The organism is Blastopirellula marina DSM 3645 (assembly GCF_000153105.1).
Lineage (GTDB): Bacteria > Planctomycetota > Planctomycetia > Pirellulales > Pirellulaceae > Blastopirellula > Blastopirellula marina.
Genome location: NZ_CH672376.1, coordinates 3,890,409 through 3,903,744, shown reverse-complemented (window position 1 = coordinate 3,903,744; position 13,336 = coordinate 3,890,409). Strand labels below are relative to the sequence as shown.

Below are 13,336 nucleotides of genomic sequence, written 5' to 3'. Positions count from 1 at the left end.
GCTTCTCCTCGAAGGCCGGCTGTATGCTCCCCCTATCGATCGGCCGGCGGCGGGGTTCCGGTAACGTCCAACAGGGTCGCGAAAATGTCGGAGCCAATCACCGACACATCACTTGCCGTCCCTGGCCGGATATGGTCCGGCCAGCGCACCACGACCACTTCGTTCAGGACATCACCGGCGATAATCGCATTGGGAACGACACGGAATTGCCCGAAGTACCGCCACGAATCCGCTCGATCGGATCGACGCACAGCGCGGGACGCCGCGGCCACATGGTGGTAAGTCTGGTCATTCGGGCAAACAGCGATCGATGTTGTTTGGAATGGGGCGGTTTGTGATCGAACGCGCTTGGCGCCGATTTCTTTCTGGACGAAAACCGACAATCGAAGCCGACCCTGTGGGGACGGATTGGATTGTTTCTATCTAGTGATTGCGACACCTGAAGCGATGGCGATCTCATTTGGCTAACTGGCAAGCCATTGCGTGACGAGCAGGACGGCCTGGGATCGTGCCGGCAGGTCTGAATAGCTGTGAGTGGTGGATTATATGTCAGCAAGGCTGGTTTAGGGCGCAGTATTTTTCCTTTTTTTGTTGCTACCATTGGGGGAACCACCGGGTTATAGTGATGCAACTATCCTGCAGAGGGGGTGTTGTGCTCCGTTTATTGACCGCCACATCAGAGGTGTTCCGAATGACTCAAACTGTGGTTTGGACGGTGAAGTCCGCGACAATTTTTGTGATCCACGCAGCTTGCGCGGCAATGCTCTTCGGACAAGCTCCTGCTCCTGCCGACGTCCAATCACCTGAGTTGTTGTTGGTGGTGCACCGGCCGACGGAACTTAGAGAAGCTTCGGATTTCAAGAGAACGCAGAGAACGGATCGTCGGATTTTAGCTGCTGATACAGTCGTTATAGGTTTGCGTCAGGAAAGTTTGGACGATGGAGCGGTTCACGGCTGGCAAGTCGCGACCTATGACAAGCCTGCCCGGCGCGGTTGGATACCATCCAGTGCGATCACAGAATTTGGTCAGCGGGTTTCGGAACTGCAGGCGACGGCGGTCTCACTTCAAGCAGAACGATTGCCGGCCAGTGAGATCGACACGCTGCCGGAATTGATCTTGCGGCAGCAGAACAGGGAAATCCAAACCGCTTGGCGTGAGATCGCGATAGCGGTTGAAGAGAATCAAAAACTTCCGGAGTCAGAGCGACTGCCGGAACCCTATTTTGCGCGTGCCGAAATCTGGGCGGCGGTCGATAACTATTCCGACTCGCTCCAGGATTATCTCACTGCGATTCGCTACGCACGGCAGTCGGGACGCGATCTTCTTTCGTACTCCGATTATTTCCAGCGGATGTACAACGTCGCAGAGGAACTTGAGAAGATGCCGGTGTCGGCTGCGGGCGCCGAGTCGAACGCCGCCGCGGCTGCGGTTAAGCACTATGGAGCGGGACTGCATCGCTATTTTGCCGGTGATATTCCTGCGGCGTTGGCGCACTTTGATAATGCGGTGCAGCTTTCGCCGAACAAGGCGATCTATTGGTACCTGCGCGGGCTTACGCATCGGCGAGTAGGGGATCATGCCCGAGCGCAATACGACGTGCTAATGGGGGCGGCTTTTGAAAAGACGCTTCCATCGTGGAAACAACGCGCGTTGAACGGTCAACTCATCCGCATCCAGGGAGAGTCGCGACAATGGCTCGAAGCTTTTCGCCTGGGAGCTGCTAAGAATCAACTGCCGAATTCCCCCCTCATCGACGCCAGCATCAGCAGAGCAAATCCATGACGTTGCAGCACCAAGTCCGAGAAGCGACTTTTACGCGATCGAACCGAGGTGCGTTGCGCTTCGCAGTACTTTTCGCATTTGTCCTTTGTTTTTCTGATGGGAGCGCTTCGTGTTTAATCGCCCAAGAAGCAGGCTGGGCGGAAAAGGTAACTGAAGTGGCCGGTCAGGTCGCCACGGCGGAAGCGAAAGCGAAGGACGATCCATCGCTGGAGAATCAAATCAATTTGGCGACCTGGCGGATCATGCTGGGAGAAATGGCGACCGAACAAGGAGAAAGGTCGGACTTGTGGAGTCTGGCCGTCGACCAGATCGAGTTCGGCCGAAAGGCGATTGCCGAGATTGAAGCGGCGCTGGCGGCGTCTCCCGAAGAAGAACGGCTTCTTTCTAAATCGCCGAACGCAGCGATGCGTCTCGACGCGACGCGAGTTCGTATGACCGCGATTCAACAACGTGAGGCGACGGCGCGTCAGGCTGAACGCGACCGATTGAATCAACTCCGCGAAATCGCCAAAAAGTACCGTGACGTGTTGGCGAAAATCGCGGAGGTTGACCTCTATCTCCGGTTGGATGACATGCAGCACGCCCGCTCGGCCAATCTTGAAGCGTTGCAAGGCGTTAACGACGTCTTGGCAATTGCCCGATCGCGTGACGACATTCATCTTTTCCACGACGAACCGCAACTCGAAGATGGCGTCGACCTGAAGGCGGTCAACGCGAACGTAAGTCCGTTAAGCGTCGAAATGATCGCTCATATCAAAGCGATCCAAGCTTTGGCGAGCAGCCAGTTGGCCCTTCGGCAGTCGCCGGTGGATCAAAAGCTTTTGGAAGAATCACGCGATTGGGCGCTGGCGGCGCTAAACGGCACGGAAGTCCCAGGCTTCCCTACGCCAGCAGGAAGTCATACCGGCAATCCAATCGGATTGTACGTCCTAGGTCTGGTCAGCGAAGCGCAAGGGGTCGAGCAGGTTCGCCCGGCGCCGGCGAGCCTCCAACTCCATCAGCAAGCGGAAACGCACTTCGCAGCGGCGAAGGAGAACTACGCCAAAGCGCTTTCAGCGCTCGTTAAAAATCGAACTGGCGCAGGCGTGTTGGCGGAATTGGAAGCGACGATCACAGCGAAAATCAAATCGCTCGAATCGCCGGCTCCTTTTCTCGCGCAAGCCGACCAAGCGACCCTGTCTGGGCGCCCCGAAGCCGCCTGGAAAATCTTACAAGAGGGATCGCTCCGAATACGCGAGCCGCAACTTTGGAGTTCGATGATCGAAGCAGGGCGCCGTGGTGCGGCAGGCGAGCAAATCCTACTGGCGCAGGTCGCCGAAGGGACCTCCAATCGCCTGTTGGTGAAGGAGACGTGGGAAACGCAGCTCTTGCAGATGAAAATTGCGCTGGATGCGGTTGGAGAGAATTTGAGTCAAATTGGAGCGAAAGGGCTGACGCCGGAGCGACGCCAATCGCTGTCGCAACGACTGACCGAGCGGAGCACTGCCTTACGAGGCTTGCAAGCGACGGCGACGACCGCTCTCGAGAAGGCGGAGACCGCCGCTTTCCTGGCGCTGGCCGTCGCGTACCAATCGGTGCTGGGGGGCGACGCCAAACGGACCGATACGCTCATTCGCGAAGCGCAGCGGCTCTCAAGGGATGCAATGGCCGAACTGGAAGCCGGTTTGAAGCTGGAAAAGGATCCGGTCAAGGCGATTCCGCTGCGCGAGGCGCTGATCGCAAGTCGCTTGGCGTACGGACACATTTCGATTCGGGCACTTCCCGACTATCGTGACGACGCATCACTCGCTTTTGCGGCAGCTTTTGACGAAATGGCGAAACTGCCGTTCGCCGCCAGCAATTTGGAGCTTTTGGGATCGCCGACGATTTCCGCAATGATGTCCCGCGACGGCGATTCGGCCACGCGACTGGCGCTCGAAGAACGTCGTTATCGCGAGCTGGTTACGAGATTCCTGGAGGGAATGTTTACGCTCCACTTTGGCAGCCCCGACGCCGCTTCGCAGCAAATGGCGAATGCGTTGCAAGCTGGAGCGACGAGCCAACAGCTGGCTTCCGGCGGCGGCCCGGTTGACGCGTCGGCGATGCTCGGACAGACCGATGGGTTTGACAGTCAAGTGACCCTGCAAGATTCGGTACGGGCGTTTGCGATTCTGGCAAGCATCCAAGCTGACAAGCCGGACGAAGCTCTCGTGGAGTCGGTTCGTCTTCTGAATCCGGCGTCCAAAATCACTTCGACAAATCAAGTTGACGAAGCGGCGCTTGACGACGCGTTGGACAGAATCCAGTCGCCGTTGGTTGGTTACGCTTTTGCATCGGCGGTCGAGAGTTACTCTGATTCCCTCAATATTTCCGACGGAACGCGGCACGAAATGCTCGCCGCTCAGGCACGGCTTGCCTTTGAGAAAGTTGATCAGCAGTTGCAGTCGCGCCGACTTCGCAACCGTTATCCTCATCTGGTTGCGTTGGTCGAACAAGCCGCGAGCCGTCTTGGCTCGATTGAGGGATACCAAGCAGACGCGACGCAAAAGCAACGCCAGGGAGACGCCGACGGGGCTATTCGCACCTTGGAGGCCGGCCTGAAACGTCATCCTCGGTCGAGCGAACTTTGGGTGGCTTTTTTAGAAGCGCAGTTAGAGCAGTCGCGCCGCGGCGCCGCCTCGCGAGAATCGTACGTCGGCGTCTTGAAGCAGATTGAAACGGCGCACCAGCTGAAGATGATCTCGAGCTTTGAACATGACTTGTTGAGCGCAAGTTTGTTGGAACGGATGAACGAATTGGAGAGGTCGCTCGACGCCTATCAGCGGGCGCTCGCCGGCGCTGCCGATCCGCGCGACGTGGTTCGAACTCGCTCTAAGATTTCAGAAGTACGAATTCGGCTCGTTACGAAGTCGACGAATTAAGTTAATGAGCATACTACGGGGGCGAGACGCTTATGTCACAGATTTTGCGAAAGTCAACTTGGCTGATATCGACAGCTATTCTTCTCTTCCTGGTCCCAAGCGCGCAGGCGGATTCAAGTCAGCTGATCAAATCGACAAACGGTAGCGGTAACCTGTACGAAAAGTTGATCGTCAAGTCGAGCAGCGCCGTCTATGTCAAAGAACCAACGGTCGGCTCAACCCGCATTTTCGTACCGGCATTTAGCATCTTCTATCGGCTAAAGACCGATACGCCGAACAACGAGCAGGAAGGCTACTATCGCATCGGCAAACGTAACGGCGAATCGATCGGCTGGATCAAGAAGGAGTTTGTCGCGGCGTGGAATACGCGATTCGGCTTAGAGCCAGGGCTTCCGCAGCCGGATCGCCATTTCACGATTTATCGTGACGAAAAAGGGGAGTCTGCGCACATCGAATTTGTCGGCAAAGAAGGGCAAATTCCGGACGGAGCGAAACGTTTCGCTCTGATCACCGACGTTCCGGCCGAAGAGAACGGAGACGAGGTCTATCCGGTTGTCGTCTTTACGGGCTCTGTCGAAAGCGGGGGCGCTCGCGAGAAAGAGCAGATGGCGCTGTACAACTTGCAGTTGGAAGTAGTGTTCGTGATCGATACGACGGCGAGTATGGAGCCCTTGATTGAAGTCGCGCGCCAAGTAGTCAAGCGAACGACCGACTCGTTGGTGAACATGCCCGATGTGAAGCCAGTCGTTCATTTCGGTCTGGTCGAGTATCGCGATGCGCCTCCCCAAGCGGAATTTGCATCGCGACTGCTTTGTCGGCTGAACGAGGATCACGGCGTGTTCTGGCAGAAGTTGCAAGACTTGAAAGTGTCGACCGCAGATATGAATGATATTCCTGAAGACATGGTAGCTGGGCTGAAACTGGCAATTAACGACGTCGCTTGGCGGCCAAACAGCTCGAAGCATATCATCATCCTGGGGGACGCGCCGGCAAAAGACGGCTTCGATGCGATCTCAGACGAGACCTATCGGAGTGACTCGGGCTGGACGCTGGATCAAGTGAACCAAGCGGCGAGACCGCAAGGGGGCAGTGATAGCGAACGCGCACTAGGAGCGAAGAATTTTCACTCGATCTCGAATGATCATCAGCCGCTCCTTGATACGTTTATGAATGCACCGGAAATCAAGAAACTTCCTGTGAAAGAACAAAGGGAACTACGAGAAGTTTTAGAAGATCCGCAATTGACCGCCGAGATCCGCAGGGATGCTGACGCGGTTTTTCGATCGCTCCAACAGAGCGGCATGGAAGCGGATGTTGCAGATGCGTTGGTTACCCTGATTGCGACGAGCGACGCACTCGATCGCTGGCAAGTTGCACTTCATACGCAACTAAAGCTCTTGGCGGGCAATGGACAGCAGCTTCAGGGCTATTACGCCGAAGTCAACACGCATAAATCAGACAATGCGAAGGAAAACGCAATCCAGGGGCTGACTGATATTCTCAACAAGGCATATCAATCCTTGGCGACCGCCCGCGACGGCAAGGCCGTGGAAGCGGCTGGTTCGTTCGCCAACGGCGGCAGTATCAGTCGCGCCATCTATCAAATTGCCGGCACCAAAGGAGACGCCGCTGGTTTGCAACAAGTGGAAAACGGTTATGCGACCCTGCGTGACGAAAATGGTCGTCAGGTGGCGCACAAGCGCGTGATGGTCTTCAAGACCGAACTGATGCGTTTGTACAGCGTCCTCGATTCGCTTCATACGACGTTTCAGAGCAAGTCGAACAAAGCGGATCGACAGAATGTTTCCGATATTCTGGACGAGCTGAAACGAGCGGTCGCGTCGCAGGTCTCGGGACAGCAGATCGACGAGAACGTCAATCTGAAGGATTTGATCACATTTGATTTCCCGTTGAAGACGCCGGCGCTGGAAGTGAGCGCGCAACAACTTGGCGTTATGACGACTCCGGCGTTTAACAATTGGCTCGAATCTTTGGCGACCGCGCGTGACCGCTCCAAGGCGCTAGTCATGGGGGGAAACGCCAACTGGACGACGCTGAACAACGAAGATGATGAGCAGTTTACTTTCCTCGCCTTGTCGGAATTGCCTTAGCGCAAATGAAAATGGAATCGGAATTAATGCCTTTGGAGACCGAACGGGAAACTGCCGACAAGCAGACTCCCGTCCTGCTGGTAGAGGACCTGCAGCAACGGCTGCGCGATCCGCAAACCGGAGAACAGTTCGTCGTTACGCTGGAGGGACGCCTGGCGATTCCTCCCGGCGCGTTCGCGGCGATGCTGGGCCCGAGCGGCTGTGGAAAGTCGACTCTGCTGTCGGTTTTCGGGTTGCTTCGCCGTCCATCGCATCCCCACGAAATCGGTCGCTTTGAGATCGCAGGGATCGACGCCGACGGAGCTGTGCGAGTTCATGATCTGAAAGCGCTCTGGCGAAGCAATCAACAGGGTCAGATCGAACGACTGCGACGTCAAAACATCGGTTTCGCGTTGCAGTCAGGCGAGTTGTTGTCGTCGCTGACGGTTCGGGAGAATATCGCCGTTCCGCTTCGCTTAAACGGGATCGGCAGACGGCAGGTCAACGGCCGAGTCGATGAGTTGCTCGCTTCGTTCGGCTTAGATGCATCAAGCGATCTTGAGTCGGAAAACGGCGATCAGAGGAAAAACCGACTCGCACATGCGCGCGTCAATAAGCTATCTGGCGGCGAATATCAGCGCGTCGTGTTGGCGCGAGCGATCGCCCATCAGCCGAGAATTGTGTTTGTTGACGAGCCGACGTCGGCGCTCAATCGCGAACTGGCTCGCAAGTCCTTAATCCAACTAAAACTATCGCAGTTGACGGGTGACAATCCCGGCGCGGTCGTGATGATTACCCATGACGAAGAGTTGGCGGCCGAGTTCGCCGATATGGTCATTCGCATGGAGCCCGAGCCAGGCAAAGCGGCAGGGCGAGTCGTCGAGATCGCCTCCACTACGCCGACGTATGATGCGGCCGCCTTCCTTCGTTAAGCGTCTAAGCCGAGTTAAGCCATGAGTCGCTGGATTCTCTACCATACCCTTACCTTTCTCGATGTCCTTCGTTTGTGGCCGACGGTGCAGCATCACATCGTGATCGTCGCAGGCATTTGCTTCCCGATTCTCCTGCTGTTGGGATTGAAGAATGGCCATGTCGCCGACTTGCGGGCCGAATTGCTAAAAAGCGCTTCAGGCAGACAGATCGTCTTTTGGTCAGGTCAACAGGGAGAGCTGCTGACGGTCGACGGCGTCCGCCGAATGGAGGAGGGGGATCCTCGAATTGAGGTCGTCATTCCCGAAATTCAACGCCTAGCGTCGGTCTCTTCGATCGACGCAGCTGGCAAGAAGCATTGGGCCGAAAGCGTCACGCTTTACTCCACGAAACCCGGCGATCCCATCTTACGCCAGTACGGCGTTGACGACGCGCGATTGGGTAAGCTCGACGTTATCTTGTTGCAAGGCGTCGCAAAAACGCTTCAGGTCAAGCCGGGGGACTCGGTCACGGTGACGCTCACTCGAGCTCGCGAAGGAATCTTCGAAGAAGCGTCGCTTGACTTAAACGTGGGCGCGATCGTTGAATCGAATGACGCAGAGTCCAGCGCAGTTGGGTATCTCGACCTAGAGACGCTCAGTCGTATGGAGCAGTACGTGATGGGATATCAGGTCCCCGAGTTTCATTGGCCAGCATTTCGCGCGTCGGCGCCTGACACGTATTCAAGCTACTTAATTCTGTGTGAAAAGGGGGGAGACCTCACTGAGGAAGATCTTCGCACGCTAGAAGAACGAGGATATCACGTCGCCAACGTCGAATCGGAAGAGTTGCGATCCCTCTACGGCCTCTTGAAGCCGGAGGCGCTCTCCGAGTTGGTGATGTATCAGATGGCAATTGAGGGGGGAGAGCGGAATCAGTCGCTTGATATGGCGCCTGGGCAGCTCGCGCGAATGACGCAAGCGGATGATGTTTTTCTCCCCTGGAATCGGCCGTTGGAAGTAGAGATCGAAGGCGTCCAGCAGGTCATGGTAGGGCTTTCCCTGCCGCAGCGAACCTGGCTTCGGCTTTACCTGCAAGAAAAGGAAGCCGGTTTCGGTTTCGATTCGCCCACTTTTTCGGTCCAGCTGTTCGGCGGCGAAGCCGATGATGCGCTGGCGCACGCGACCTTTACGGAAGGAGCCAACATCCCGCTCGCCGCGACACGTTTCGTAGCGCCGCAGCCGTCGGAAATACCAGAGACACCCGCGGACCCACCAGAAATGACAAGGGAAAAGCCTCCGTTAATCGAACCAGTAGAGACCGCGAAATCTGCAGCGGTGGAAGCAGCCGCCGAGTCGATGCAGCCGCCGAATGAAGTGGAAGCCCCGCCTATGCCGCCAACCGTGGACGGAGAATCGAAATCCGAGACGAGCGAAGCGGAAACGACCGACGTTACGGACGAGACTACCCAACCGTCTCCGGAAGCGGCGGCCGGCGAGGAGACGTCAGCAGAGCCCAATTCGGACGCGCTCTCTTCGGCTCCAACGGAAGCGAAAAAGGACGGCGAGGAGAAAGAGGCGACGGACCCTGCTCCTGTCGATCGGACGGAAATGGAAACGCCTGCGAATCCGCAGACGCCGTCGCCGCCAGAGCCGGAGCCTGTCGAACCGGCTACGCCAAGCGTCGCCATCGTCCCGATGGACTTGTTAGCCCATTTTCATGCGGCCAAAGCGGGACGCGTCGAATACGATCCCAACAGCCAGTTGTTCGTCGCGCTTCCCAGCGAACCGTTGTTTCCCAAAGCGAGGCTCTACGCCGAAACAATTGATGATGTACCAATCGTCGTCGAGCAGCTCCGCAATGACGGTTTCGCCGTTATGTCAGAGGAGACCCGAATTCGCGAGATTCACCAGCAGGATCATTCACTGCAGCTATTGGTGGTGATCGTCGGCGCCGGCGTCTTCCTGTTTGGCACTATCACGGTTGTCAGCGTGCTGCTCGACTCGACCGATCGCAAACGAGGCACGATCGGAATTTTGCGAGTGATGGGAGTTTCCCGGGCCGGCGTCTTCTACATGGTCTTTTTGCGATCGGCGATTATCGGCGTCCTGGCCGCAGCCGTCACGGTCGGATTTGGGATTTTGATGGCGCTGTTGCTCGAATGGTCCCCGCCCGTCGATTCCTGGATGTACGGGTGGAAACCGGTCGTGCATCTGATAATTCGCCCGATCGATATGGGAATCATTGTCGTCGGAGCGCTGTTGTGCTGCATGTTCGGTTCGCTATTGCCGGCGAATCGCGCTAGCCGAATGGATCCGTTTGATGCAATCTTGGAGGGACGTTTCCGCTAATGTTGGTTTATCGGCGATTGTGGCGTTCTCTTTGCGCATCGTTAGCGGCGCTGCTTGTCGTTGCGCCCTCGCTGACGTTAAGAGGAGACGAGGGTAGCCGACAAGGCAAAACGGACGAATCGCCGACGATTGATTCGCCGGTCGAGGTCACGCCTTCAAGTGAAGCAGGTAACCCGGAGGAGAGCTCGAGTGACGCCGCATTGGAAGCGGGGCTGAAAGCCGCCCACCAGAAGCTTTGGGCGACGGCGATCGAACGTTTTTCGGAAGCGATTCAACTCAATCCACAGGACGCCGGCGCCTATTACTTTCGCGCCCAAGCTCAAAGGGCCTATGGCGAGACGTCTGCCGCAAAAGAGGACTTTAAAGCGGTGGTGCGAATCGCCGAGTCTGGGAACGACGTCGTTTCGTTACATGCCCGCGCCGTCGCTAATTTCCATCTCGCACAGTACGACCAAGCGCTGGCCGATCTGAGTCAGGGGCTGGCGATCGATCCCGCTCACTTTCCGTCGCTGTTACTTCGCGGGCAAGCGCAAGAACAACTGAAGGCATCGCAGGACGCTTGGGCGTCGTATTCGGAGGCGATCAAGCAGGCGCCGAGAATGGGCGAGGCGTACCTTCGCCGCGGTAATTTGGCGATGCGAACCGGCCGCACCAAGGAAGGGCTCTTGGATCAAAGGCAGGCAATTCGTTACGGCGGGTTTCACGAGGGGGAATTGGTTTATCGCACAGCGGAGGCTGGCGTTGAGTTTCGCTTCATCTTTATAGCGCCGGGACATTATTGGCTGGGATATGATGACGCCCAACGCGTTGCGCAAACGCACGGTTCGCTGCAATTGCTGTTTGGACATAACGCGACGCCGTCGCGACATGTGATTTTGCGCGAAGGATTCTTCATTCTCGATCAGGAGATAACGAACGCGCAGTTTGCCGCGATCGACTCGCCGCGTCGACGGGCCACGCCCCAAGAACAGGCGTTATCTGAGGCTGAAGTCGCAGAGGCGCAAGCGGAATCGAACGTCGATAATTTCCCCAAGACGGATCTCGCTTGGAATGAGGCAATGGAGTTTTGTCAGCGACTGCAACAAAAACTGCAAATCGCGACCCGATTGCCGACGGAGATCGAATGGGAGTGTTCCGCCCGATTGCGGCCAGAGTGGATCTATCCTTGGGGCGTAGCGCCGGGCGATCCATTCCGAGCTTGGGCAAGTAAGGAGGCGACAGGTCCAAGGGCGTTGGCCCGCAGCCAGAATCAAGACGTGACGCCGCATGGCGTATTTGACATGGCTGGCAACGTCAGCGAGTGGTGCCTGGATGAGTATCAGAACTCACCTTACCAATCGGCCCCCGCTCCGATTTTTTATGTTCCGCAGCCTTTTACCGGGGCCAAGTCGAAAAAGTCTGCGCTTCGGGCGGGCGAATCAATGAACCGTCCCCAACCGTCGATTGCGTTGTCCACCGATTCGCTTCGTTGCTACCGCGGCGGATCTTATCGCGACAATCCGTTCAACTGCCAGGCGCCGGTTCGCCGAGCTCGCCAGAGCGACCAATCTAGCCCGCAGATCGGCTTTCGGCCGGTAGTTTTAGTAAGGCTTATAAAATGATCGATCCACGATTTTTGCAATCTTTTCGACGTTTCGGCATCTGGCTATTGTTCCCGTTGTTCGGCGCATGCATTGGGGGTTCCGTCCTTCTGGCCGAGCCGGGGGCAGGGGAGCTTTTGAGCATTGATTTCCCGACTCCGCGCGGTTCGGTCGCACTTCGTTTTCGCTTTTGTCCTGCGGGAGAAGTGGTGCGAGGCAGGCCGGCGGAGATTCCGAGCGGGAACACGCTCGCGGATAAGCTCCGCCGTGGTCGAATGGTCGGCGCGGTCGAACATTTCTACATGGGGGAAACCGAAGTTTCGCAAGGTCAACTGCGAGCCATCTTAGGCGAGGACGCGATGGCGATGATCGCAGAGCGAATGTTGGGGGGCGCCGAGGGGACGCATGATCCGGCATTGCCCGTACGTGGATTAACGCTGTTCGAAGCTGGCAAGTTTTGTGAAAAGCTTCAGGAATTCGATCGCCAGGCGCAAGGGGGCGTTCCGACGTTGGAAGATCGCCATTTTCGCATTCCCACCCACGATGAATGGCAATACGCTTGCCGTGCGATTCAGGACGCCCAGCACGCGGCGGAACTGCCGCAGTTTAATGCTTGGCCGCGACTTCAGAATATTTCGAAGGACGTTCTTGCCGACTGCCAAGACGTTTGGTCGAAGAAGCTCAACGCACCTGCGCCATTTGTCGGAAGTCAGGATCAGATCTTGCAGATCATCGCCGCTCACGACAACCCGGTTCGCGGCGTCGAGATTCTCTCCGCATTTTTACAAGCAGGACTCGGGGTGCAACGAAGCTATGCGACTGCGGAACTTGTTCCGCAACCGATTGGAAGCGGTCAGCCGAACAATTGGAATATTACGGAAATGCACGGGAACGTCTTTGAATGGACGATCGCCGAAACGAACAAGGATGCCGCCAAGAAGCTATGGGAAGCGTTGATGGCGGGAGATCTAGACGCCGCAGGTAACGATGAGGCAAAGTCGTTCTTTCTCGCCGGAGGCGGGTTCAATCACTCACTTGACCGAAACTTCGCCGACTGGGTTACCTTTAGTATTTGGGGCGGCTATCCGATGCAAGATGGCGCCGCCTCCGCCTATTCGATGGCTCAGATCGAAAGCGACAATATCGTACAAGACATGCTACCGGGACTACGGGTCCTACTGGATCGACGACTTACCCACGATTGGCTGTTTCTTGTCCGGAAAGAGGCGGTGCTCACGCCGAGCGATTCGCTCGACGAGATTCAACAACGGCTGATCCGATTTCGAGCGAACGTTCAAGAGTTGGCGACAAGCGATGAGCTGGAACCCTCCGCCGGCAAGATATCTTTTTACGAGTCGCTGTCGGTGTACGCTCACGGCGACCGGGTCAACGCCGCGCAGCGATTGTCCGACGCGAGCAAATCTTTGGCCGCGGAAGATTCCTTCTTCGGATACTTGCCTGAACTGGTTTCTAGAGACGCGATGGAAACGCCGGTCGCAGAAGTAGTTGCGATATATACTCCCAATGATCAGATGCGTTAACGAAGTTTAGGCAGAGGGACGTCAAGGAATTCAAATACTCGTTCCGAAATCCTTGAAGGTCTGAATTCTGCCGATGGCAGGATTGCCTTTGCTTTTGAAAACGTTCGCGCCGCGGAAAACTCCCGCATCCAAGGGCGCAACGTCCTGCGCGGCAAATACCGTGCGATTGATCAAGGATATTG

At 56.7% G+C, this 13,336-nt stretch carries 9 protein-coding genes; 7 read left to right on the top strand and 2 right to left on the bottom strand.

Annotation, left to right across the window (positions count from 1 at the left end; genetic code table 11):
• Positions 1-32: 32 nt before the first annotated feature.
• Entirely contained in the window at positions 33-251 is a 219-nt protein-coding gene (locus tag DSM3645_RS30250) for a hypothetical protein (RefSeq protein WP_131282672.1), read from the bottom strand.
• Positions 252-625: 374 nt separating this feature from the next.
• Here DSM3645_RS30250 and DSM3645_RS17515 point away from each other — a divergent pair, with 374 nt between their 5' ends.
• The 7 genes from DSM3645_RS17515 (at position 626) to DSM3645_RS17485 (ending at position 13,154) form a co-directional block, all read left to right on the top strand.
• Positions 626-1,783, top strand: a complete 1,158-nt coding sequence (locus DSM3645_RS17515) for a hypothetical protein (RefSeq protein WP_237564846.1) — start codon at positions 626-628, stop codon at positions 1,781-1,783.
• A gap of 155 nt (positions 1,784-1,938) precedes the next feature.
• Positions 1,939-4,683, top strand: coding sequence for a hypothetical protein (locus tag DSM3645_RS17510; protein ID WP_131282668.1), 2,745 nt, complete (start codon positions 1,939-1,941; stop codon positions 4,681-4,683).
• Between the two features lie 32 nt (positions 4,684-4,715).
• Entirely contained in the window at positions 4,716-6,794 is a 2,079-nt protein-coding gene (locus DSM3645_RS17505) for a vWA domain-containing protein (protein ID WP_002653600.1), read from the top strand.
• Positions 6,795-6,820: 26 nt separating this feature from the next.
• Positions 6,821-7,705, top strand: coding sequence for an ABC transporter ATP-binding protein (locus DSM3645_RS17500; protein WP_116344519.1), 885 nt, complete (start codon positions 6,821-6,823; stop codon positions 7,703-7,705).
• 21 nt (positions 7,706-7,726) lie between these two features.
• On the top strand, positions 7,727-10,033 hold the full coding sequence (locus tag DSM3645_RS17495) for an ABC transporter permease (protein WP_002653598.1): 2,307 nt from the start codon (positions 7,727-7,729) through the stop codon (positions 10,031-10,033).
• Positions 10,033-11,634, top strand: a complete 1,602-nt coding sequence (locus DSM3645_RS17490) for an SUMF1/EgtB/PvdO family nonheme iron enzyme (RefSeq protein ID WP_002653597.1) — start codon at positions 10,033-10,035, stop codon at positions 11,632-11,634. Before DSM3645_RS17495 ends, DSM3645_RS17490 begins: the two co-directional genes overlap by 1 nt.
• A 116-nt stretch (positions 11,635-11,750) precedes the next feature.
• Entirely contained in the window at positions 11,751-13,154 is a 1,404-nt protein-coding gene (locus DSM3645_RS17485; RefSeq protein ID WP_161603380.1) for a formylglycine-generating enzyme family protein, read from the top strand.
• A gap of 30 nt (positions 13,155-13,184) precedes the next feature.
• Here DSM3645_RS17485 and DSM3645_RS31405 read toward each other — a convergent pair whose 3' ends face one another.
• Entirely contained in the window at positions 13,185-13,328 is a 144-nt protein-coding gene (locus tag DSM3645_RS31405; RefSeq protein ID WP_002653595.1) for a hypothetical protein, read from the bottom strand.
• Between the last annotated feature and the right edge of the window lie 8 nt (positions 13,329-13,336).